This window comes from Stenotrophomonas maltophilia (genome assembly GCF_006974125.1).
Taxonomy (GTDB): domain Bacteria; phylum Pseudomonadota; class Gammaproteobacteria; order Xanthomonadales; family Xanthomonadaceae; genus Stenotrophomonas; species Stenotrophomonas maltophilia_O.
In genome coordinates, this window is sequence record NZ_CP037858.1 from 1,905,233 (window position 1) to 1,928,060 (window position 22,828).

The window sequence follows — 22,828 nt, forward strand, 5'->3', positions numbered from 1 at the left end:
ACACCACTCTGGACAGCTGCACGTGCCGGCTGGGTGAGTGCGGATTGATGTGCACGTCACCATCCGGAACACGTGCTGACTTCTTCATTGCCGGCATCATCGATGTTCACGGAAAATGAGCGTGCAATGCATGCCTCACCATGGCGCGATGACGATGATCAGGCTGATCAGCAGCGCTATCGCCAGAATCACCAGCAGCACATGCCATTGCTTCCAGGTCGGTTTCGGCTTGCCAGGCGTATTCATCGGTGGCCTCCTGTATATGCCGGGAAAGGAGCTGCCAGACTGAAGCGAAACGACATTGCACAACGTCGACGTGACGTGCATTCCTCGTGCAGGACATCCGCCCATGCGTGGAGATGACACGCCCGTGACCCGGTTCAGATGTGTACGGGGTGCCGGGGGCCTCTCGATCCTCGAATGCCCCTCCATCGACGCATGACCGCAACTGCTTCGGCGAGGTGAAGAGAGCATCGGGTGCTGTCGATTTTCGCCCCCTTGGTACGTCGAAACAGGAGAGGCAGGCCTTCCGGCCTGCAGGAGCACCGCGATGTCCCCCATTCTCACCGCCTTTGCCACCTCACCCGACCGCGGCCAGGGCCTGGCCCGCGACATGCGCGTACGCTGGGCGCTGGAGGAGCTGGGCGTGCCCTATGACGTGCAGCTGCTGACCTTCGCCGAGATGAAGCAGCCCGCGCACCTGGCACGGAACCCGTTCGGGCAGATTCCCACCTGGCAGGAGGACAATCAGGTCCTGTTCGAATCCGGCGCAATCGTCCTGCACCTGGCCGAGCTGCACTCTGGCCTGCTGCCCCTCGATCCGGACGCGCGCATGCGCGCAGTCATGTGGGTGTTCGCCGCGCTGAGCACGGTGGAGCCGCCCATCGTCGAGCGCTCCATGGCGTGGGTGCTGGAGCGCGAGCAGCCCTGGTATGCACAGCGGTTGGTGATGCTGGACGAGCGCGTGCGGACGCGTCTCTCACAGCTGTCCGCGTGGTTGGGCGCGGCGGCGTGGCTGGACGGCGGGTTCAGCGTGGGCGACCTGATGATGGTCTCGGTGCTGCTGCGCCTGAAGAGCAGTGGCCTGCTCGACGAGTACCCGCTGCTGCTGGCCTATGTGGCACGGGCGACGCAGCGTCCCGCCTACCAGCGCGCGTTCGCGGCGCAGCTGGCGGTATTCCAGAACGGGTAGTTCCACGCCATGCGTGGAAACACTCAGCGCAACCTGGGCCGGCAGGCGGCCTGCACCAGCATCAGCTGCGCCACCAGGATCAGCATCGCGCAGCCTGACAGCAGCCATGGATCGATGTACCACTGCGCGTTGAAACTGAAATCACCGGCGGAAATGCGCTTCCAGCCGTTGAAGTGCTGCATCGCCGCGACCACGAACGCGAAGCCGCCACTGGCGAATGCAAGCCAGGGTACGACGATGCCACCCGGCCTCGCGAACAATGTCAGCACGCCCAGCACACCGATCACCGTGCGTTGTACACGGCAGTACGGGCAGACATAGGCCATCCCGCCCCACTCCACCGCCCAGGCCAACAGGCTGACCAGCACGGCCGCGCCTGCCGCTGTGTACAGGACTTTCAGCGTGATCGTCATGCCATCCTCGCGTGCCATCCCGCACTCCTTCGTTCAAAGACCCGGGCAGGGTAACAGTGCCGCAGCCTCATCCCTTCTTGATGACGGTCCGCTTGCCGATGCTGCTGGTCTTGCCGGCGGTCGGCCTGGCCAGGCCAGGAATCAGGAAATCGGTGGCCTTGTGGCCCATCGACACCTTGGACGCCAACCAGCGCGGCATGCGCCCGCGACCGGTCCAGGTCAGGCGCTTGTATTCCGGGTCGCGATACTTGGGCGCGATTCTGCCGGATTTACGGCGGGCGGGTTTGCGGGCGGGCGCAGGTGTTTCCGAGGCTTCGCCACCGAAGAGTTCTTCGAGGGTGTAACCGGCTTCGGCCGCGGCGGCCTTCAACATCCGCCGCACCGCGCTGGCCGGACGGCGGCTGGAAATGAGCTGTTTCCGCTGTTCAGCGGCAACCACCAAGGCGCCCAGCTCCCGAAGGCTGAGCGATTCAATATCGATCGTCATGGTGGAAAGGTCTCCTGCGGGCGGCCCGCTGTCAAGGCGCCTTGCCCGCTGCGTAGACACGGGCTTCACTGCCGGTGGGCTCCGATCGCCTTCGCCAGCCATCTCCGAGGAACCCGACGTGAGCAACTCACCGCATTCGCTCGCCTACCTGCTTGCGCGCATCCTGCTGATGGCGCTGTTCCTGGTATCCGGCATCGGCAAGCTCGGCGACCTCAACGGTACCCAGGGCTACATGGAAGCGATGGGGGTACCCGGCATCCTGCTGTGGCCGACCATCGCCTTCGAGATCGGCAGCGGCCTGTGCATCCTGCTGGGCTTCCAGACCCGGCTGGTATCGATCGTGCTTGCGGGCTTCAGCCTGGTCACCGCCTTCATCTTCCACCACAACGTTGCCGACCCGACCCAGCAGATCATGTTCCTGAAGAATATGGGGTTGGCCGGTGGGTTCCTGCTGCTGGCCTGCACCGGGGCTGGGCGATACAGCCTTGATGGGCGCGGGCGGCGTGGGTGATGTTCATTGCTGTGCGCGCCGCCTGATCCGGAAATGATTCCGGTAGGCCGAAGGGGACATGCCAACGATGCTCTGGAATGCCTTGCGGAATGCGCTCACATCGTCGTATCCCAATGTCGAGGCCAGTTGTGCAACAGGGATATCGCCGAGCTGCAGCGCGTCCCTGGCCTTGGCCATCCTGACCTGCCGGATGTAGTCGGCAGGATTGAGTCCAGTGGCCTTCTGGAATCGCCGGATGAATGTTCTTTCGGTCAGGTGGGCACGCTCGGCCAGGGTACTCACCGTATGACGCAGCCCAGGCTCAGCGAGGATGGTTCGCTGGACAGCCAGCAGCGCTGCGTCATCGTGATCCAGCTTTGGCAGGAATCCCTGCAACGGCCGCTGGTCCTGCCGGATCCCGTCACTGAGCATGAAGCGGGCTGTTGCCAGCATCACGCTGGAGCCCATCGTGCGATCAACGATCAACAGGCCCAGATCATTCCACGCAAGGATCGCGCCTGACGTAATGACGTCGCCGTCATCGATGACGACGTTCTCGGTGGTCACCTGGACGTCGGTGTAGGTGCTGGCAAGCAGGCCTGCGAACGCCCAGTGCGTCGTGACCCGTCGCCGTGCAAGCAGGCCGGTCTGGGCAAGCACGAAAGCGCCCGCGCAGACGGAGCACATGATCGTGCCGCCGGAATGGAGCGCCTTGAGCCACTGCGCCTCGTGTGGCATCGCGGACATGCGCTCAGGCATCGCCACACTCGGCGGCGAGATCACGAAGGCGGGGGCATTCACATCGCCGGGATCACTGTCCCAGCAACATTCCATGCGGGTCGATTGCGGGTTCCATTGCCAATGCGTCACCCGGATGAAGCACCGCCGGTCATCCTCGTGAGGATACGCCGCCCATTCATTCGCGATCCGGAACAGATCGGTCAGGCCGTGGACGGCCGCCATCTGGCAATCCGGGTAGATCAGCAGAGCAACTTCGATCCGCTTGTCAGTTTCGATACCCATGAATGTCACCTCCACCAATTTCAATTGATACAGCGCTACCCAAGAATGGATTCGGGCGGAGTGATGGCCGCCCCAGCATAGAAGGAATCGCGTGCCTGGGGCCACTCCCGCGACACGCACCGTCAGCGTCCCTGCTCCTGCACCGATGCAGGTCGCCGCGACGCAGGACGTTCTCCAAACCCAACAGCGAGGAACCTTGAAATGGCTACGGTTACCACCAAAGACGGCGTCGAGATCTTCTACAAGGACTGGGGTCCGCGCGACGCCAAGGTCATCCATTTCCATCATGGCTGGCCGCTCACCGCCGACGATTGGGACGCGCAGATGCTGTTCTTCGTCAACAAGGGCTATCGCGTGGTCGCGCATGATCGCCGCGGTCACGGCCGCTCCAGCCAGGTATGGGACGGGCATGACATGGACCACTATGCCGACGATGTTGCCGCCGTGGTCGAGAAGCTGGGCACCCAGGGCGCCATGCATGTGGGCCATTCCACCGGCGGCGGCCAGGTGGTGCGCTACATCGCCCGCCATGGCGAGAAGAATGTCTCCAAAGCGGTGTTGATCAGCTCGGTGCCCCCGCTGATGGTCAAGACCGCGGCAAACCCGCAGGGCACGCCCAAGGAGGTCTTCGACGATTTCCAGGCCCAGCTGGCGGCCAACCGTGCGCAGTTCTACCACGACGTACCGGCGGGCCCCTTCTACGGCTACAACCGACCCGGTGCGAAGCCTTCGGACGCGGTGATCTGGAACTGGTGGCGGCAGGGCATGCAGGGCTCGGCCAAGGCGCACTACGATGGCATCGTTGCCTTCTCGCAGACCGATTTCACTGAAGACCTGAAGGGTATTTCCATTCCGGTGCTGGTGATCCACGGCGATGACGACCAGGTGGTGCCGTATGCCGACTCCGGCGTCCTTTCCGCGAAGCTGGTGAAGAACGGCACGCTGATCACCTACGAAGGTGCACCGCACGGTATTCCGACCACGCACGCAGACCGGATCAATGCCGACCTGCTGACGTTCCTGGAAAGTTGACCATGAAGGGTCCGGGAAGTGCTTCAGGCACTTCCCGGACCATCCGGCAGGCGGATTCCATTGGCGGCAACGAACGCACGCGACGCATGCCAATAGGCCTGTGGCGGTGTCTGCAGCCCCGGCAGTGACCAGTACTCCTCGATGTGCAGTACGCTCATCACATCGGCCCATGCAGCGCGCGCATCGTGGACACGCATGCGCCAGCGGTGATGCGGGGGGTAATACGTCTAGTGCTCAAGCGCCTGCCGCCGTGCCTGCTCTTCGGCAACGCCTGCGTACTGGATCAGCGTCCAGGCATGCATGTGGCGCGCGTGCGCAAGCGCACCAAGACACTCGTCCTCATCAAGCAAGGGAACCGCCTCACCGCGGGCCAGGCACAACGCATCCGACTCGGTGTCGTACGCCAGCGACGGCTGCGCCAGTTCCGGGTTCTGCTGCCAGTACCCTTCGCCCAACACATGCAGCATCGCCCAGTGCCAGGGCTCGTCGTGGAAGAGCAGTGCGTGCTCGTACTCGCGGCCGGAGGCCTGGTCGGGATAGCGTTGGCGTGCGTGTTCGATTGCCAGCGCTTCGGGAATCTGACCGTGCTGCATCAGACACCAGGCAAACAGATGCCGGCTGTCTTCAATCTCGGTGGTGAAGTCTTCCACCTCTGCGTTGGTGTCAGGCATGTTCGATCCTTGTGTGCGGATCAGCTATAGCCGGAGCGGCGGGATGTACAGGCAGGCACCAATCCGCAGTCGATCGTGCGAGGTCGATTGGTGGGCCCACCAGGATTCGAACCTGGAACCAAGGGATTATGAGTCCCCTGCTCTAACCGTTGAGCTATAGGCCCGGCGCAGCGTCACAGTGTAGTAGAGCCTGCGCTCGCTCGGCTACCCGGCAATCGCGAACAGCAGCCGAGCATGGCTCGGCTCTACCGAAGAGCGGGCAAAGCGCAGGCACCCCAAAAAGAAAAACCCCGCAACAGGCGGGGTTTCTCTCAACGCTTCAACAGCCGCTGGATATCAGTCGATATCCAGGAAGCTGCGCAGCTGCTCCGAGCGGCTCGGGTGACGCAGCTTGCGCAGGGCCTTCGCTTCGATCTGGCGGATGCGCTCGCGGGTCACGTCGAACTGCTTGCCGACCTCTTCCAGCGTGTGGTCGGTGTTCATGTCGATGCCGAAGCGCATGCGCAGCACCTTGGCTTCCCTCGGGGTGAGGCCGGCCAGCACGTCGCGCACGGTTTCAGACAAGTTGATGTTGGTGGTGTTCTCGATCGGGGACTCCACGTTGGTGTCCTCGATGAAGTCGCCCAGATGGGAATCCTCGTCGTCGCCGATCGGGGTTTCCATCGAGATCGGCTCCTTGGCGATCTTCATCACCTTGCGGATCTTGTCTTCCGGCATGTCCATTTCCTTGGCCAGCTCCTCCGGCGTGGCCTCGCGGCCGTACTGCTGGAGCATCTGGCGGGAAATGCGGTTCAACTTGTTGATCGTCTCGATCATGTGCACCGGAATACGGATGGTGCGTGCCTGGTCGGCGATCGAGCGGGTGATCGCCTGGCGGATCCACCAGGTGGCGTAGGTCGAGAACTTGTAACCGCGGCGGTACTCGAACTTGTCCACGGCCTTCATCAGGCCGATGTTGCCTTCCTGGATCAGGTCGAGGAACTGCAGGCCACGGTTGGTGTACTTCTTGGCAATCGAGATCACCAGGCGCAGGTTGGCCTCGACCATTTCCTTCTTGGCCTTGCGCGCCTTGGCTTCACCGTAGGCCATGGCACGGCTGATTTCCTTCAGCTCTTCCAGGTCCAGCTGGGTCAGCGTCTCGATGTCGATCGTCGCCTGCTGTTCGGCAATGATCTGGTCCTTCACTTCGCGCAGGGCCGAGGACCACTTCTGCTTGCGCTTCAGTGCGTCTTCCACCCACTCCAGGTTGGTCTGGTTGCCTTCCCAGGAACGGATGAAGTCCTTGCGCGGCATGCGCGCAGTGACGGTGGCCAGGTTCAGCACGCGACGCTCATGGGCCTTGATCGACGCCATGGTGTCGCGCAGCTGCTTGGTCAGCACATCGGTCAGCGGCAGCGGCAGCTTCAGGGTGACGAACACCGCCGACATTTCCTCGCGCAGGCGCGGCAGGTTCTTCTTGTCGCCCTTGGTCGCGGCCTTCTTGAAGGCGTTGAAGGCATCGCTCAGCGCCTGCATGCGCGCAGCGACTTCCTCCGGATCCGGACCGGTCGGTGCGGCTTCTTCCTCGCCACCCTCGACATCATCGTCCTCGTCCTCGTCGCCCTCGGCGTCCGCATCGGCGCTGTCATCGGCAGCGGCCGCCGGCGGTGCCGGTTCTTCGTCGGCCAGGTCATTGAAGCCGACGATCACTTCGGCCAGGCGCTTCTTGCCTTCCTTGTGGGCTTCATAGTCGGTCAGCAGCGACTCGACCGACACCGGGAACTGGCCCAGTGCAGCCTGGACCTGCGAAAGGCCTTCCTCGATGCGCTTGGCGATGGCGATTTCGCCTTCGCGGGTCAGCAGCTCGACGGTGCCCATTTCGCGCATGTACATACGCACCGGGTCGGTGGTACGGCCACCTTCGGTGTCGAGCGCGCTCAGCGCGGCGGCAGCTTCTTCGGCCGCGGTGTCATCGACTTCGCGGTTGCCGGTGTTGCCGTCATTGAGAAGCAGGGTTTCCACATCCGGCGCAACTTCATGGACATCGATGCCCATGCCGTTGATCATGCCGATGATGTCTTCGATCTGTTCCGGGTCGACCATGTCGTCCGGCAGATGGTCATTGACTTCGGCGTAGGTCAGGTAGCCCTGTTCCAGGCCCTTGCTGATCAGTTGCTTGATTTCGGATTGGGCAGGACGTTCGTTGGCCATGTAGTGCTCGCGCCACCGGCTAGGGAGAAATAGGGAACGTAGCATTATACCAGCCCGGGGCCCCGCCTGCCGGGCGGTGGTCCCGCAGGCTCAGGGCCGGAGAAGGAAGGTCACGGGACCGTCATTGACCAGGCTGACGACCATATGGGCACCAAATCGGCCCGTTTCCACCCCTGGCGCGTGATTTTCACGACAGATCTCGACAAAACGATTGAACCCGCGTTCAGCCTCGTCCGGCGGCGCGGCCGTGGTGAAGCTCGGCCGCATGCCCGAACGGGTGTCGGCGGCCAGGGTGAACTGGCTGACCAGCAGCAGGCCGCCGCCGGTATCGCGCAGCGAGCGGTTCATCTTCCCGGCCTCGTCGGCGAATACCCGGTAGCCCAGCAGGCGCTCGGCCATCCGCCGCAGCTGGGCCTCGGTATCGCCCGGCTCCATGCCGACCAGGGCCAGCAGGCCGGGCCCGATCTGCCCCACGGCCTCATCGTCGACATGGACGGCGGCCTGGCTGACACGCTGGATCAGGACGAGCATCGTGGGCTTCCAATGAACAGGGCCGGCCACGATAGCAGCGCCCTTGGCTAAACTGGCGCCGATGAATCCGCAACGCAAAGCCCGGCTGGTCTACCGCGCCACCACCCTGTTCGCCCGCCTGCCCTGGCCGCTGCTGCGGGCGTTCGCGCGCGCCCTGGCATGGGCGTGGATCGCCCTCAATGCCCGGGAAAGCCGTGTCACCCGGCGCAACCTGGAGCTGGCCTACCCCGAGCTGGACGGCGCTGCCCGCGACCGGCTGCACCGGGAGCTGCTGCGCTCCACCGCCCTGCAGGCCATCGAAACCCTGCGCCTGTGGAGCCAGACGCCGGCCGACAACCTGCGACTGCACCTGAAGCAGCGCCATGGCGAGGCCCTGTACGACGCGGCGCTGGCCAGCGGCAAGGGTGTGATCGTGGCGGCCCCGCACTTCGGCAACTGGGAGCTGCTGAACCAGTGGCTGGCCTCGCGCGGGCAGATCGCCATCGTCTACAAGCCGCCGGAGGACGAGGCCAGTGATGCCTTCCTGCAGCTGGTGCGCGGCGGGCAGAACGTGCAGCAGGTGCGCGCCGAAGGCCCGGCCGTGCGCCAGCTGTTCAAGGTGCTCAAGGACGGCGGCGCCACCGGCATCCTGCCCGACCAGCAGCCCAAGGCCGGCGATGGCGTGTTCGTGCCGTTCTTTGGCGTGCAGGCGCTGACCATGACCCTGGTCAACCGGCTGGCCGAGCGCACGGGCGCCACCGTGCTCTATGGCTGGTGCGAACGCATCGGGCCGGACATGGAATTCGCCCTGCACATCGAGCCGACCGACCCCGCCGTGGCCGATCCGGACCCGCAGGTGGCCGCCACCGCACTCAATGCCGGCATCGAACGCATCGCCCGCCGAGACCCGGCGCAGTACCAGTGGACCTACAAGCGCTATACGCTGCGGCCACCGGGCAGCGACGAGGAAGACCCCTACGCGACCGAAGAGCATCCCCACTGACGGCCCCCCGCCCAGGGCCTCCCGGTCCCTGCGACCGGCGGCCGCACCGCGTTGAATTCAACGCCATCGCCCCCATAGAGACTGCGATGTCCGCCTCCCCCGGTCCTGCCATGTCTGCTGCTTCTTCCCTGTTCGGCGATCCGGCCGCGATCCGCTGCGAGCGCGCGGTTGCCGAACTGCGTGCCGGTCGCCCGGTGCTGCTCCACGATGGCCAGGGCCAGCGCCTGGCGGTGATCGCACTGGACAGCGCCACGGCCAGCAGCTTCGCCGCCTTCGCCACTGCCGCCCGCGAACGCCACTATCTGTTCCTGACCGCCACCCGTGCCCGCGTGCTCGGCGTGGACGCACCGCAGGGCGCGCGCCTGCCGCTGAGCGGTGTGGCCTTCAATGCCCTGCCCTCGCTGGGCTACCTGCGCGAGCCCGGTCCAATGCCGGAAGGCTGGAGCGCGGGCGACGCCTTCGATGCCGGCGCGGTGGAGCTGGCCCGCCTGGGCCTGCTGCTGCCAGCGATGGTGGCCGTGCGCCTGGACGCCGATGACCACACCTTCGACGGTGCTGCCGAGGTGGCCCTGTGCGACCTGGCCGAAGGCGCAGCACATGCGGCCCACGACTACGAACTGGTAGCGCGTTCGCCGGTGCCGCTGCGCGACGTCGGCATGACCACCTTCGCAGTCTTCCGCGGTGGCGTGGCCCAGCGCGACCAGGTGGCGATCATCGTCGGCGAACCGGACCTGACGGCCGTAGTGCCGGTGCGCGTGCATTCGTCCTGCCTGACCGGTGACCTGTTCGGTTCGCTCAAGTGCGACTGTGGCGACCAGCTGCGGCGCGGCCTGCGCAAGCTGAAGGAGCTGGGCGGTGGCGTGCTGCTGTACCTGGACCAGGAAGGCCGCGGCACCGGCATCGCCGCCAAGATGCGCGCCTATGGATACCAGCACGACGGCCTGGACACCATCGACGCCGATGCGCAGCTGGGCTTCGGTGCCGACGAGCGGCGCTACGGCAGCGCGGTGGCGATGCTGCGTGGCCTGGGCATTTCGCGCGTGGCGCTGCTCAGCAACAACCCGACCAAGGCACAGCGCCTGCGCAATGCCGGCATCGAAGTGCTGGACTGCATTCCGGTCACCGGCGAGATCACTGCCGAGAACGAGAACTACCTGCGTACCAAGGCCGACCGTGCCGGCCACCTGCTGGATGTCGATGCACTGATCCAGGCTGCCCAGTAACGCAGCCGACCTGCTACCGTCTGCGCGGTGCGGCCACGGCCGCTACCGCCCGCCCTGCTGCCTGACGGAGCCCGCGTGACCGACGCCTCGATTCCTGTACCACCCGCCACTGATTGGCAGGTACTGCCGCAACGCGCAGCCCGCCTGGCCGCACTGGAAGGAGCCTTTGGCGGCCTGTTCGTCCCGGGCCTGCCACTGGCGGCGGCGGCGTGGTTCTTCGATCTGCCCGGCAGCCTGTGGACCGCTGCAGCCGGGCTGCTGATGGGTGTGGCCTTTGGTGCATGGCTGGGCCATCGACGTCTGGTCCGCACCCGTTGGCGGCTGGACGCACAGGGCCTGGGCCTGCGCCGCGACCTCATGTGGCAGCTGGAAACGCGCATCCCGCTCTCGCGGGTGCAGCATCTCGATCTGCGCCGGGGCCCGCTGGAGCGCCGTGCCGGCCTGGCCACGCTGATCGTGCACACCGCCGGCACCCGCATGAGCGCGGTGACCGTGAGCGGCCTGGACGAAGCCGACGCCGAACGCCTGCGCGACACCCTGTCCCACCAGCTCGACCAGGACGCCGACGCCCTGTGAGCCTGCCGCCCCCCCTGCCTGCACCGTTGCCCGCCGGTACCGAGGACCACCGGCTGCACCCGTGGTCGTGGCTGTTCGTGCTGCTGATGCAGCTGCGCCACTACTTCCTGCCGCTGGTCGCGCTGCTGGTATTCGGCCAGCGCGGCGACCGCGATCCGATGTGGGCGCAGCTGATTCCGCTGACGGCAATTGCCGCGCTGGTCCTGGTGTCGGTGCTGCAGTACCTCAGCTACCGCTACCACATCGGCAGCGATGCCATCACCGTGCGCAGTGGCCTGCTGTCGCGCAACCGCCGCGAGATCCCGTTCGCCCGCATCCACAACGTGGAAGTACGGCAGAACCCGCTGCATCGCCTGTTCGGCGTGGCCGAGCTGCGCCTGGAGTCGGCCGGCGGTGTGCGCCCTGAAGCGGAGATGCGGGTACTGAAGCTGGACCAGGCACTGGCGCTGGAACGACTGGTGCGCCAGCGCGGGCAGGCACCGCAGGCCAACGACGCCGTCGACGTGCCGCCCATTGCCGACGTCGACAGCGAACACGTGCTGCTGCGACTGTCCAGCTGGGACGTGGTGCGCATGGGACTGCTCTCCAACCGCGGCTGGGCACTGGCGGTGGCCGCGTTCGGCGTGCTGTTCCAGACGGTGCCGCGGCCGGTGATGGACGATGCCATCCAGCGCGGCGGCCGCGAGGCCTTCGGCTATGCCAGCCACCTGCATCCCGGCGTGACCGGCGCCTTCCTGCTGGTGGCGGCAGTCCTGCTGCTGGGCTGGCTGGCGCTGCGCGTGCTGTCAGTGGTGCTGACCCTGTTGCGTTACCACGGCTTCACCCTCGTCGAGCAGGACCGCCGCCTGACCGTGTCGGCCGGGATGCTCAGCCGCACCCGCAGCAGCGTCGCACGTCGGCGCATCCAGGCCTGGACCCTGCGCGAAGGCACCCTGCAGCGCTGGTTCGGGCTGCGCCAGCTGCGCATCGACAGTGCCGCCGGTGGCCCTTCGCGTGATGAGGACCGCGCCCTGCGCGAACTGGCGCCGCTGGCAACCCGCGAACACTGCACACGGCTGGTGCAGCACCTGCTGCCACAGCTGCACTGGCCGCCGACGCAATGGCAGTCCATTCCGCAGCGCGGCTGGTGGCGGCTGTGCCTGGGCGCGTTGCTGCTGGTACCGCTGCTGGCAATCGCTGCGCACTGGCGTTGGGGCCCCTGGGGCCTGGTCGTCCTGGCCTGGCTGCCGGTCGCACTGTTGGTCGCACACCGGCAGATGGCGCGCATGGGCTGGTATCTGGACGAGCATTATGTGGCCGTGCGCGGCGGCTGGTGGAAACGCTGGTGGCGCTGGGCCGAGCTGGACAAGGTGCAGGGCCTGCGCCTGCAGCGTTCACCGCTGGACAAGCTGCTGGGCACCAGCAGCCTGCAACTGGATACCGCCGGTGCGCATGGCGACGTGGCACTCACCCTGCACCATCTGCCGCAGGCACAGGCACAGCAGGCGATGGAGCAGCTGGCGGTGGCATTGGCGCGGCGCAAGCTGCGCTGGTAAGCCATACAGGTGGTGCCGGCCGCTGGCCGGCAACCGCAGACATTCCAAGGTTGCCGGCCAGCGGCCGGCACTACCGCGTGCGGGGCCGTGCATCCACGCATGGCGTGGATCTCCTGTACAGCCGAGCCGATGCTCGGCTTACCTCTGCGACGGGCCCCAGTAGCCGAGGTCCTTGCGGATCTGCAGGTCGCGCATCCAGCTGCCGAATGGCTTGCGGCGCAGCGCCCCCATTTCACCGGACAGGAAATCCTCGGTGGCCGCGATCACCCGCTCGCTGGACAGGCCATCACGGTACGGGTGGATGGCATCGGCGTAGCGCACGATTTCCGCCTGCAACGCGGCGTCCGGATGCAACGCGCGCTGCAGCATCGCCGGCAGCTGTGCCGGGTCGTCGAAATCAATCATGTGCGGCTTCGGCACGCGGTTGCGGAAGGTCACCACCGGCTTGTGCTGGACGATGAACTCCGAAACGATCGACGAGGTGTCCGACACCAGCACATCGGCGGCACGCTGCGCGGCCATCACCTGCTCCGGCTCGATGAAGCGGGCATTGGCACCGGCCAGCGCGCGGTAGCGCTCGAACAGCTCCGGCGGACATTTGGGATGCAGGGTCAGCAGCCAGTAACGTCCACCGGCGGCGATATCGGTGGCGATCTGCGCATGCAGGTGCGGGGCCGCACTCAGCCGCTCGGTGAAGGTCGAGCCGAACAGGATCACCGGGCGATCGCCGGCCGGCGCGCGCAGCGCGGTGCTCTCGCCACCGTCATCGCGGAACAGCGGGTCCAGCTTCGGCCAGCCGGTCTCGGCCACCGCGAAGTGGCCCTGCAGGGCCGCGATCTCGCGGAAGGGCGTCGTGGTGGCCGGCCCCTGCGTGCAGTACAGGTCGAACATGCCGCGCACCCGGAAGTGGCCGCGCGCGCTGTCGCGCTTTTCCACATTGAAGCCATGGAACAACTGCACCTTGGCCCCCGAAAGGAAGGTCGGCACCCAGTTGGCCGCACTGAACACCGCCCGTGGGCGCATTGCCAGGGCCTGCTTCAGGCCGACGTTGGGCACCCCCGGCAGGCTGCTGCCGGCCGCGCCGCCCTCGAACCAGGCCGCAACCTCCTGCCCGGACGCGTGCAACGCCTGCGCCAACGGGGCGAGAATAGGCAGCGCATAGCGCTCCGTCGCAAACAACAGGTACCCGGCCATCATGTCCTCCACGACCGCTCCCATCGAACGGCCTCGCATCTCGGCGTGCATTATCGCGTTCAACGAGGCCGGGCGCATCGGCGACTGCCTGGCCTCGCTGGCCTTCTGCGACGAGATCGTGGTGGTGGACTCGCAGTCCACCGATGCCACCGTGGCCATCGCCGAGGCGGCCGGTGCCCGCGTGCTGCAGCACGTGTTCGAGGGCTTCCGCAGCCAGAAGGCGTTCTGCGTCGAGCAGGCCAGCCACGACTGGGTACTGTGCCTGGACGCCGACGAGCGCATCAGCCCCGAGCTGCGTACGGCCATCGAACAGGCCCGTGACGGCGGCTTCGCCGGCCACGCCGGCTACCGTTTCGCCCGCCTGTCCGAATACTTTGGCAGGTTCCTGCGCCACGGCAATGCTTACCCGGACCGGGTGATGCGCCTGTTCGACCGCCGCCAGGGTGGCTGGCGCGGCAGGCGCGAGATCCACGAGGCGGCCAGCGTCGACGGCAACGTCGGCACCCTGCGCGGCGATCTCATCCACTACCCCTACCGATCATTGCAGCAACAGCTGGCCAAGACCGAGAAATATGCGCGGATGATGGCCGAGCACGAGTTCGCGCGTGGCAAGCGCGCCACGCTGGGCAAGCTGGTGCTGGCCCCGGCCTGGCGGTTCTGGCGTGGCTTCCTGTTCCGCGGCGGCTTCCGCGACGGCTGGCACGGCCTGGTCTATGCCTATGTGCGTGCCAACTACGTACGGCAGAAGACCATCATGCTGTGGATGCTGGGCAACGGCCAAGCGGTGGCCGATCCTCCGGCCCCCATGGAACGGCCCTGAGCCTGCTGTGTCACACTTGTCGCGCGTTGCCTGAAGATCCCCCATGAAAATCCTGTACACCAACTTCCACTACGGCGACGGTGGTGGCCACACCACGTACATCGTGTCCCTGGCGCGAGCCCTGCATGGCCAGCACACGCTCCATGTCGCAGCCCCCGCCGACAGCCGCCTGCTGCGTACGGTGGCCGAGGAAGGAATCGCCACCCCGCTGCCCATGGCCTTTGGCAGCGGCCTGCCGACCCTGCCGCAACAACTGGCCGAACAGCGCGCGTTGCGCCGGCTGGTGCAGGACGAGGGCATTGACCTGGTCCACGTCAACGGGGCTCGTGATCACCGCTTCGTGATGCAGGGACTGCTCGGCATGCGCCGCCCGCCGATCATCCTGACCAAGCACAACAGCAAGCCCACCCGTACGCTGGGCAATGCCTTCAGGGCACGCTGGGCCACCGACCGCGTGATTGCGGTTTCTGCGCACACCGGGCGCCTGCTGGAGCAGGGGCCCTACCGACGCTGCCCGATCGATGTGGTGCGCAATGGCGTGGACCTGGACCGCTTCGCACCGCTGCCGGCCGACGCCGGCCAGGCGATGCGACAGCAATGGACGCAGGACCCGGATGCACTGCTGCTGGTCAGCAACGCCGGCACCGATGACTACAAGGGCTGGATCGACCTGGCGCAGGCCATTGCCCTGCTCCCCGGCGCGATCCGCCCGCATGTGCACATGGCGGTCGCCGGTCACCTGCCCAACGCGCAGCAACGCGCGCAGGTGCAGGCCCTCGGTGACGTCGCCGCACAGGTCCATTTCACCGGCCTGCTGGCCGATACGCGCCCACTGATCGCCGCCGGCGACGTCGGCTTCGTGCTGTCCAACGACATCGAAACGATCTCCTTCGCCTGCCGCGAAATGATGGCCAGCGCCAGGCCGATGCTGGTCAGCGACTACGCGGGGCTGCCGGAGAACATCGAGCAGGGTGTCGATGGCTGGGTCGTGCCCACCCGAGACGTGGCCGCCATCGCCGCACAGGTGCAGGCGATGTATGAACAACGCCAGGTGCTGCCGGCGATGGGCATGGCCGCCCGCCGCCATGCAGAGCGCGAGTTCGGCCTGCAGACCTTCGCCGGGGCGACCCTGGCCAGTTACGAAGCGGCGCTGGCCTCGGCCTGATCTGCCCGGCGCGGCTCGGACAGGGCCAGCAGCAGGGCAACCCAGGCGGCATAGAACGAGGCGGTTCGCATGTCACGCAGCATCATTTCGGTGACCCCGAAGACGGCGAATGCAACGCAGATGCTCAACCCTGCCGCGGCATGCAACCGCGACCGTTCGTCGCCACGCCACAGGCGTGGCACGAACACCAGCGCAGGGGCCACGTACACCAGCACAAGGCCAAGCCCCCCCAGCACGCCGTAGGTGGCCAGGAAATACAGCAGGTCGTTGTGGGTCTCGCCAAAATCACGCGCGACCATCGCCGACACCTTTCCCTCTCCGGAAAGCCGTTCAAGTTCCTGGCGGAAGCGGTCGCCACCACCGACACCGAACACCGGCTGCTCGCGGATCATGTAGCCAGCCGCGGTCCACAACTGAAGGCGGATGCAGACCGAGGTATCGGCCAGGTGGTCGGCACTGCAATCGCCATACTCGCTCACGCCAGCATCGATGCGATCGCGCAACGCACCATCATGGGTGGCGACAATGCCGACGCCGGCCGCCAGCACCAGGCCCAGCAGGATCTTCATCCGGCCAAGCCGGCGCCCCATCACCAGCAGGCCGATCAGCAGGAAGCAGGGAATCGCCAGCAGGCCACCGCGGGTCTGCGTCCACAGGAATGCGACCAGGCCAAGGATGCCGGTCAGCAGCTTCAGCGTGGCTTCGATGCGGGTGAAACGGGTCACCGGCAGGCCCAGCGACATCAGGCTCAGCACGCCGAACAACAGGGTCAGGTCGCCGTAGGTCACCGCATTGAACTGCTGGGTGGCAGGCCGCACGCCGGTCTCCAGCGCCAACCAGCCAATGATGGCCGCTGCCGCCCACACCGCGGGCAGGGTGCCAAGCATCGCCCGCGCAAGGATGCTGCGCGGCACCCGCAACGCGGCGAACAGGATCAGCAGCATCGACAACAGGCGCGCGGCCTTTTCGACCTCCGATCCCTTCCAGATGCCATGCACGCCCAGGCTGATCAGCACGCCGACCAGCATCACGCCCATGCCGATGCCCATCCACGCATAGCGCCGGGCGGAACCTGGCAGCAGGCGCGGAGCAGCCGAGGGCATCACCAGCAGGATGATCGACAGCAGGATCGCCAGGTAGAACCCCGCACTGCCGCCCTCCATGGTGATCATCAGCAGGGTCGGCAACGCCCCCAGCACCACGGCGTAGGCGCCGGCCAGGAGGCCGGTCGTGCGGGAGGTAGGCGGGGAAAGCGGAGTCACGTGGTGCGGTCGGCAGGTCGATGGCGATAGACCGGCACGGTGCCGGGAGCGGCCCTCATTCTAGGCCAGAGCAGGCCGCGGGTTGACGCAGGCCGGCCATGTTCGTCGCTCATTCGTTCAGTCCGCATCCGGTGGCCCCTGCAGCCGGTACTCGCGCTCCCGCTCCTTCAGGTCAGGCACGCAGGCTCCGGACACCGCCCCGGCGGGCACCAGCCACCAGCGACGGCGGTTGGATATGCCGGCCATCGCCGCCTGCGAACGATCAATGCACCCCTGCATGGCATCGTCATTCACCAGCAACCAGCGATGCCGGGGGGACAAGCGCTGCCAGCGCACGGCCGCCTGCAGCTGTTCATGCCAGCGGTTCTCGAATCCAAAGGTCGCCGCGCGGCGGTCCGCCATCAGCAGATTCTGTTCCTTCCAGGCCACCAGCCCCAGCTCTGCGTCTGGCCCGAGACGCATGCCGACGTCACGCATCAGACCACGCGCAGAACTTGAATCATTCAGCAACGGGTAGCCGAACAGGCCGTAAAGCACCCAGGCCACGGCCAGGGTCGATACCAGCGCCAGATGGCTTCGACGCCAGCCAGCCACCACCAGGCTCAAGCCACCCCATAGCCCCATCGCCAGGATCGTCCACGCCAATGCATCGGTGGCGCCGGGCGCCAATCCGCGTCCATGGGCAAGGTTCACTTCGAAGCGCGGATCACCCAGCAAGGCGAGCGCCCCGACCAGGCTCAATCCCAGTGCCAGCAACGCGGCAAACCCTCCCAGTACCGACTGCACATCCCGTCGCTTCAGCAGCCCGGGCAGCAGCGGTGCCAGCGCCAGGCAGAACATCGGCAGCGCCGGCAGGATGTAGACATCGCGCTTGCCCTGGGGAATCGAGAAGAACAGCACGACCAGTACCCACCAGGCCAGCGGCAGCAGGTAGCGAGGGTCACGTCGGCGCAGGCGCCTGCGCCATGCGGGAATCGCCCATGGCAGCGCCAGGAACGCCGGGATCCACATCGACGGCATCACGCCGAAGAAGTACCACCACGGCTGGTGATGGTCCCAGGACTGCGTGTAGCGGCGGGCCGTCTGCCGCACCAGGATGTCGTTGATGTAGGCGCGGTACTCGTCCGACCCGGTGCCCAGCGCGGCCAGCAGCATCGGCGCCAGCCACAGCGATACCGCCAGCAGGAAGGCCAGCGGTGCCAGCCAGAAGCGGCCATCGCGCGCGTGCAGGGAAACACGGGGCCACTGCAGGGCTGCAGCGATGGCTGCCGGCACGATCATCAGCAGCGCCAGCATGCCCACGCCCTTGGTGATCACCCCGATACCGGCAAAGAACCAGCCCAGCCACCACCAGCGCCAGGCCGGGCCCAGCAGCAGGTGGCGCAGCAGGCCATAGTTGGCCAGGGTGATGAACAGCACCAGCAGCGGATCGATCTGCGCCTTCTTCGCCTGGAAGGTGAACTGCAGCGCGAACAGCAGTGCCCATCCCGCGTACAGCCCTGCCTGCCGCGTCCACAGCCGGCGCCCCAGGTCGACCACGCACCACAGCGTGCCCAGTGCGGCCAGCAGCGAGGGCAGCAGGAAGGCCACGCGCCAGTGGCCAACCAGGCCGTACAGCGAGGCCTGCCACCACATCAGCATCGGCGGCTTGTCCGAATACAGCTCGGTACCGCGATGCGGGAACAACCAGTAACCGCTGTCGACCATCTGCCTGGCCACCAGCGCGAAGCGTGGTTCGTCAGAGGGCCACGGATCGCGGAGACCGAGACCGGCCCCCAGCACCAGCAGGGCCACCACCACGAACAACCACGTCTGGCGCGACGCGTGGGTTTTCAGCATGGGACTCGAAACGGCAGCGGGGGTCAGGCTGCTTTTATCAGACGCGCGTAGAAGAAACCGTCAGCATCGTTGTCACCGGGCAGTCGCTGGCGTGCCACGCCTTCGCAATCCACGCCGAATGCATCGCCCAGCGGCTGCGCCACGGCGTCCGGATGCCACTTCAGGAACGCACGCACCTGATCGATGTTCTCGGCGCGCAGGATCGAGCAGGTGGCATACAGCAGCACGCCGCCCGGGCGCAGCATCGACCAGCAGGCTTCCAGCAGGCGCGCCTGCACGCCCACCAGTGCATCGATGTCCTCGGCGCGACGGTGGAACATCACATCCGGCTGGCGGCGGATCACGCCCGTGGCCGAACACGGCGCATCCAGCAGGATCGCGTCGAACGGCGCGCCGTCCCACCACGAGCCGGGATCGCTGGCATCGGCGACCAGGGTCTGCGCATGTTCGCCCACACCGGTGCGGGTGTAGGTGTCACGCGCACGCGCGAGCCGGCGCGCGTCGATGTCCAGCGCCAGCAGGCGCAGGCTGGGGTCACGCTCCAGCAGGTGCGCCGACTTGCCGCCGGGGGCCGCGCAGGCATCCAGCACGCGGGCACCGGTCGCGGGCGCCAGCGCATCGGCCGCGCATTGCGCCGACAGATCCTGCACCGACAGCGCGCCCTCGCCGAAGCCCGGCAGCTGGTTCACGGCAACGGGGGCCGCCAGGCGCAGCGCATCGGCGCACAGTGCAGTGGCTTCAGCAGCTATGCCGGCCTCGGCCAGCGTCGCCAGGGCCTTGTCGCGACCACCGTGCTGGCGGTTGGCACGCAGCCACAACGGCGCGGGTTGCAGGCTGGCGCTGAAGATCGCTTCGGCCTGCGCCGGCCAATCGCGTTCGATCGCATCAGCCAACCATTCCGGGAAGGCATCGCGCGCAGGCTGTTCAGGGAACCCCTCGCGCTGGGCGCGGCGCAGGATCGCGTTGACCAGGCCAGCCTGGCGCTCACGGCCCAGTGCACGCGCGGCATCGACCGTGGCCGACAGCGCCGCGTGAGCAGGCAGTTCGAGCACGTCCAGCTGGGCGAAGCCGACCATCAGCAACGTGCGCAGGTCGGCATCGCGCGCCGACAGCGGCTTCTGCATCCAGGCCTGCAAGGCCGCGTCATAGGTGCTGCGACGGCGCAGCACAGCAAAACACAGGGCTTCCAGCAGCGCGCGGTCGCGGCTGTCGGCCAGCTTCGGCAGTGCCCAGGCTAGTTCGGCCTTCAGCGAACGGCCGCGGGTGAACACCTGTGCCAGTACGCGTGCAGCCAGCATGCGCGTGGCCGCGCCCGGTGCCGCCTTGGCGACGGAGAAATCGCTCTGCTTGGACACCGCTTATGCCCCCACGCGCAGATCGCGGCGAGCGTTGAGGTAGTCGGCAGCGGTGATCGCCTTGCCGCCTTCACGCTGCAGCACGCGCAGGCGCAGCGTGCCCTGGCCACAGGCAATGTCGATGCCGTCGCGGCCGGCGGCCAGCACGGTGCCCGGTGCCTGGCCGTGGTCCGCCTCCAGCGCCACCGCGCCATGGATGCGCACCCGTTCACCGGCCAGCGTCGCCTCGGCGATCGGCCACGGATTGAACGCGCGCACGGTACGCGCCAGCGCACCGGCGCCCTGCGCCCAGTCCAGTCTGGCTTCGGCCTTGTCCAGCTTGTGCGCGTAGGTCACGCCCTGTTCCGGCTGCGGCCGCGCGATCGGCTTGATGCCTGCGCGCAGCAGGCCCAGGCCGTCGGACAGCACCTGTGCGCCCAGCTCGGCCAGCTTGTCGTGCAGCTGGCCGCCGGTATCGGTGGCGGCGATCGGCAGTTCCTGGTGCAGCAGCACCGGGCCGGTATCCAGGCCAGCTTCCATCTGCATCAGGCACACCCCGGTCTTCGCGTCACCGGCCTGGATCGCACGCTGGATCGGCGCGGCGCCGCGCCAGCGCGGCAGCAGCGAGGCATGCACGTTCCAGCAACCATGGGTCGGGATGGCCAGCACTGCCTTGGGCAGGATCAGGCCATAGGCCACCACCACCATCAGGTCCGGCTGCAGGTCACGCAGCTGCTGCTGGGCGGCCGCGTCCTTCAGCGACTCCGGCTGGTAGACCGGAATGCCACGGGCCACGGCTTCGAGCTTGACCGGCGAAGGCGCCAGGCCACGGCCACGGCCGGCCGGGCGATCAGGCTGGGTATAGACCGCCACGACCTCATGATGACGCGCAGCCGCGCGCAGCGACGACACCGCGAATTCCGGCGTACCGGCAAAGACAATCCTCATGGCTACCCCACTTGCAGGATGGATTCGTGCAGGAAAGAAAACGGCGCCGTCGGCCGGCGCCGTACAGCCCGCGCGAGCCGCGCAGGCACGGGCCACCCGAAGGGTGGCCCGGATTGGCGATCACGCCACGTGCTTGCGCTGCTTGGCCAGCTTCTTGCGCACCATCTCGCGCTTGAGTGGCGACAGATAGTCGATGAACAGCTTGCCGTCCAGGTGATCCATCTCGTGCTGGATGCAGGTGGCCAGCACTTCGCCGGCTTCCATCTGCTGTTCCTGGCCGCTGCGGTCCAGGTACTTCACGGTGATGGTGTCGGCACGGGTGACGTCGGCGAAGATGCCCGGAACCGACAGGCAGCCTTCCTGGTACACCCGGCCCCCGTCCTTGGCGACGATTTCCGGATTGATGAACACGTGCGGTTCATTCTTTTCTTCGCTGACGTCGATGACCATGAAGCGCTTGTGCACGTCCACCTGGGTGGCGGCCAGGCCGATGCCCGGGGCGTCGTACATGGTCAGGAACATGTTGTCGATCAGTTCCTGGAAGGCCGGCGAGGTGACTTCGGCGGCTTCGATCAACGCGGCCTTGGTACGCAGGCGCGGATCGGGGAACTCGAGAATGGGGAGAAGGGCCATGGCTGTTTCCGGATAGGGGGCCGGCACGCCGGCATACGTCGCAGATTCTAGCTCCAACGCTTGCCTTGCGCCCCGGTTTCTGGACTATAGTGCGCGGACCTGCTGGGGAATCAGGGCTTCACACCTATGTTGCTTCGTTTTCGTACGGTCGTCGCCGCGGCGATGCTGACCGTGGCTGCCTATGCTACCGCCGTGGAAGTGAATGGCGGGCACCCGGACACCTATGTGGTCCGAAAAGGGGATACGTTGTGGGATATCGCCGCACGTTTCCTGCAGAAGCCGTGGCTGTGGCCGGAGATCTGGCAGGCCAATCCGCAGATCGCCAACCCGCACCTGATCTATCCCGGTGACGTCCTGAGCCTGGCCTATCTGGACCGGGTGACCATGGCAGCCCAGCCCGGCCCGCGCCAGGAGGCCCCGATCGACGCCATTCCGCTGGCCCAGGTCGAGCCGTTCCTGAAGCAGCTGAGCGTGGTCGACAGCATCGAGCAGCTGCCCTACGTGGCCGGCCTGGAAGAAGAACGCCTGCGTGCCACCAGCGGCCACGCCGTCTATGTGCGCCTGGCCGACGCCCAGGTGGGCCAGCGCTGGGCGGTCGTCCGCCCGACCGTTCGCTACGCCCAGCCCAAGCCAACCGAGGATCTGACCGCCAACGGCGACGTCACCCCGGGCAGCGGCAACCTGTGGCGCGCCTACAGCGCACCGAACCACCGCCGCGGCGTGCTCGGCTATGAGCTGTCCCAGGTCGCCACCGGCACCATCACCCATGTCGCCGGCGGCAAGGTCGAGGCGTCCACCCTGGTATTGGACAAGAACGAGGGTGGCCGCGAGGTGCGTGCCGGCGACCGCCTGGTGCCGATCGAGGCCAAGCCGTACGACCTGCAGTTCGTGCCCCATGTCCCCGCCGCCGGTGTCGAGGGCGTCGACGTACGCGTGCTGGCCGTCACCGACATGTTCACCGCCGGCGGCCCCCGCGACGTGATCGCGATTTCGGCTGGTCGCACGCAGGGCGTGGACAATGGAACCGTGTTCTCGCTGTGGCGCCCGGGCCGCCATGTGGCGCACCGCATGAAGTACCCGAACTCGTCGCGCTCGGACGATTCGCTCAGCACCGGCGCCGGCCGGGTCTCGCTGCCGGACGAGTACGCGGCGCATGCCATGGTGTTCCGCACCTTCGACAATGTCAGCTACGCGCTGGTGATGCAGGGCGTCAAGCCGGTACGCGTGGGGTACAACGCCCTGCACCCGGATGCGAAGTAGAGTCGACTGTGTAGAGTCGACTGTTGGT

General features: G+C 66.8%; 23 protein-coding genes and 1 tRNA gene. 10 read left to right on the top strand and 14 right to left on the bottom strand.

The genetic code is table 11. The features are described 5' to 3' along the window. Positions 1-550: 550 nt before the first annotated feature. Positions 551-1,192, top strand: a complete 642-nt coding sequence (locus tag EZ304_RS08630; RefSeq protein WP_142806803.1) for a glutathione S-transferase family protein — start codon at positions 551-553, stop codon at positions 1,190-1,192. Positions 1,193-1,215: 23 nt separating this feature from the next. Here EZ304_RS08630 and EZ304_RS08635 read toward each other — a convergent pair whose 3' ends face one another. Then, positions 1,216-1,623, bottom strand: coding sequence for a hypothetical protein (locus tag EZ304_RS08635; RefSeq protein WP_142806804.1), 408 nt, complete (start codon positions 1,621-1,623; stop codon positions 1,216-1,218). A 49-nt stretch (positions 1,624-1,672) separates the two neighbouring features. After that, positions 1,673-2,092: an H-NS family nucleoid-associated regulatory protein gene (locus EZ304_RS08640; RefSeq protein ID WP_142808083.1), complete on the bottom strand. Its 420-nt coding sequence runs from the start codon at positions 2,090-2,092 to the stop codon at positions 1,673-1,675. A gap of 118 nt (positions 2,093-2,210) precedes the next feature. Between EZ304_RS08640 and EZ304_RS08645 the strand changes: the two genes are divergently transcribed. Beyond that, on the top strand, positions 2,211-2,603 hold the full coding sequence (locus EZ304_RS08645) for a DoxX family protein (protein ID WP_099554641.1): 393 nt from the start codon (positions 2,211-2,213) through the stop codon (positions 2,601-2,603). A 3-nt stretch (positions 2,604-2,606) separates the two neighbouring features. Here EZ304_RS08645 and EZ304_RS08650 read toward each other — a convergent pair whose 3' ends face one another. Further along, a complete protein-coding gene (locus EZ304_RS08650) occupies positions 2,607-3,605 on the bottom strand; it encodes a GlxA family transcriptional regulator (protein WP_221931199.1) in 999 nt (332 codons plus the stop codon). 201 nt (positions 3,606-3,806) lie between these two features. On the opposite strand from EZ304_RS08650, the gene EZ304_RS08655 reads away from it, so the two are divergent. Continuing rightward, positions 3,807-4,637 carry an alpha/beta fold hydrolase gene (locus EZ304_RS08655; protein ID WP_142806806.1) on the top strand — a complete coding sequence of 277 codons (831 nt, stop codon included), beginning with the start codon at positions 3,807-3,809 and terminating at the stop codon, positions 4,635-4,637. 23 nt (positions 4,638-4,660) lie between these two features. Here the strand turns inward: EZ304_RS08655 and EZ304_RS21130 are convergent, their stop codons facing one another. The 5 genes from EZ304_RS21130 to dtd all read right to left on the bottom strand — a co-directional run bounded on the left by EZ304_RS21130 (position 4,661) and on the right by dtd (position 8,029). Continuing rightward, positions 4,661-4,834 carry a hypothetical protein gene (locus EZ304_RS21130; protein ID WP_260678391.1) on the bottom strand — a complete coding sequence of 58 codons (174 nt, stop codon included), beginning with the start codon at positions 4,832-4,834 and terminating at the stop codon, positions 4,661-4,663. Positions 4,835-4,864: 30 nt separating this feature from the next. Then, complete coding sequence (locus tag EZ304_RS08660) at positions 4,865-5,308, bottom strand: hypothetical protein (protein WP_260678392.1); 444 nt, start codon at positions 5,306-5,308, stop codon at positions 4,865-4,867. 88 nt (positions 5,309-5,396) lie between these two features. Further along, positions 5,397-5,472 (bottom strand) — tRNA-Ile (locus EZ304_RS08665). A gap of 172 nt (positions 5,473-5,644) precedes the next feature. Further along, entirely contained in the window at positions 5,645-7,498 is a 1,854-nt protein-coding gene (gene rpoD, locus EZ304_RS08670) for an RNA polymerase sigma factor RpoD (protein ID WP_099554594.1), read from the bottom strand. A 90-nt stretch (positions 7,499-7,588) separates the two neighbouring features. Continuing rightward, complete coding sequence (gene dtd / locus EZ304_RS08675) at positions 7,589-8,029, bottom strand: D-aminoacyl-tRNA deacylase (protein WP_043034581.1); 441 nt, start codon at positions 8,027-8,029, stop codon at positions 7,589-7,591. 61 nt (positions 8,030-8,090) lie between these two features. Between dtd and EZ304_RS08680 the strand changes: the two genes are divergently transcribed. The 4 genes from EZ304_RS08680 (at position 8,091) to EZ304_RS08695 (ending at position 12,345) form a co-directional block, all read left to right on the top strand. Continuing rightward, entirely contained in the window at positions 8,091-9,011 is a 921-nt protein-coding gene (locus EZ304_RS08680; RefSeq protein WP_099554591.1) for a lauroyl acyltransferase, read from the top strand. An 86-nt stretch (positions 9,012-9,097) separates the two neighbouring features. Next, positions 9,098-10,234, top strand: coding sequence for a GTP cyclohydrolase II RibA (gene ribA / locus EZ304_RS08685; RefSeq protein WP_142806807.1), 1,137 nt, complete (start codon positions 9,098-9,100; stop codon positions 10,232-10,234). A gap of 75 nt (positions 10,235-10,309) precedes the next feature. Continuing rightward, the gene (locus EZ304_RS08690; RefSeq protein ID WP_099554585.1) at positions 10,310-10,810 is read left to right on the top strand and encodes a PH domain-containing protein; all 501 of its coding nucleotides are present in this window, start codon (positions 10,310-10,312) and stop codon (positions 10,808-10,810) included. Beyond that, positions 10,807-12,345, top strand: a complete 1,539-nt coding sequence (locus EZ304_RS08695; protein ID WP_142806808.1) for a PH domain-containing protein — start codon at positions 10,807-10,809, stop codon at positions 12,343-12,345. Before EZ304_RS08690 ends, EZ304_RS08695 begins: the two co-directional genes overlap by 4 nt. A 138-nt stretch (positions 12,346-12,483) precedes the next feature. Here the strand turns inward: EZ304_RS08695 and EZ304_RS08700 are convergent, their stop codons facing one another. After that, positions 12,484-13,542, bottom strand: a complete 1,059-nt coding sequence (locus tag EZ304_RS08700; protein WP_142806809.1) for a CDP-glycerol glycerophosphotransferase family protein — start codon at positions 13,540-13,542, stop codon at positions 12,484-12,486. On the opposite strand from EZ304_RS08700, the gene EZ304_RS08705 reads away from it, so the two are divergent. Next, the gene (locus EZ304_RS08705; RefSeq protein ID WP_099554577.1) at positions 13,541-14,359 is read left to right on the top strand and encodes a glycosyltransferase family 2 protein; all 819 of its coding nucleotides are present in this window, start codon (positions 13,541-13,543) and stop codon (positions 14,357-14,359) included. The two genes, EZ304_RS08700 and EZ304_RS08705, sit on opposite strands and share 2 nt — an antisense overlap. 43 nt (positions 14,360-14,402) lie before the next feature. Continuing rightward, complete coding sequence (locus tag EZ304_RS08710; RefSeq protein WP_142806810.1) at positions 14,403-15,524, top strand: glycosyltransferase family 4 protein; 1,122 nt, start codon at positions 14,403-14,405, stop codon at positions 15,522-15,524. On the opposite strand, the gene EZ304_RS08715 is transcribed toward EZ304_RS08710, so the two are convergent. The 5 genes from EZ304_RS08715 to def all read right to left on the bottom strand — a co-directional run bounded on the left by EZ304_RS08715 (position 15,497) and on the right by def (position 21,540). Further along, entirely contained in the window at positions 15,497-16,786 is a 1,290-nt protein-coding gene (locus EZ304_RS08715; protein WP_142806811.1) for an O-antigen ligase family protein, read from the bottom strand. The genes EZ304_RS08710 and EZ304_RS08715 overlap by 28 nt on opposite strands. A gap of 117 nt (positions 16,787-16,903) precedes the next feature. Next, a complete protein-coding gene (locus EZ304_RS08720) occupies positions 16,904-18,625 on the bottom strand; it encodes an ArnT family glycosyltransferase (protein WP_142806812.1) in 1,722 nt (573 codons plus the stop codon). A 23-nt stretch (positions 18,626-18,648) separates the two neighbouring features. Further along, positions 18,649-19,980, bottom strand: coding sequence for a 16S rRNA (cytosine(967)-C(5))-methyltransferase RsmB (gene rsmB / locus EZ304_RS08725; RefSeq protein ID WP_142806813.1), 1,332 nt, complete (start codon positions 19,978-19,980; stop codon positions 18,649-18,651). Positions 19,981-19,983: 3 nt separating this feature from the next. Then, a complete protein-coding gene (gene fmt / locus EZ304_RS08730) occupies positions 19,984-20,907 on the bottom strand; it encodes a methionyl-tRNA formyltransferase (protein ID WP_099554567.1) in 924 nt (307 codons plus the stop codon). A gap of 120 nt (positions 20,908-21,027) precedes the next feature. Continuing rightward, on the bottom strand, positions 21,028-21,540 hold the full coding sequence (gene def, locus EZ304_RS08735; RefSeq protein ID WP_142806814.1) for a peptide deformylase: 513 nt from the start codon (positions 21,538-21,540) through the stop codon (positions 21,028-21,030). A gap of 126 nt (positions 21,541-21,666) precedes the next feature. On the opposite strand from def, the gene EZ304_RS08740 reads away from it, so the two are divergent. Continuing rightward, positions 21,667-22,800: a LysM peptidoglycan-binding domain-containing protein gene (locus tag EZ304_RS08740; protein ID WP_142806815.1), complete on the top strand. Its 1,134-nt coding sequence runs from the start codon at positions 21,667-21,669 to the stop codon at positions 22,798-22,800. The last annotated feature ends 28 nt before the right edge of the window (positions 22,801-22,828 follow it).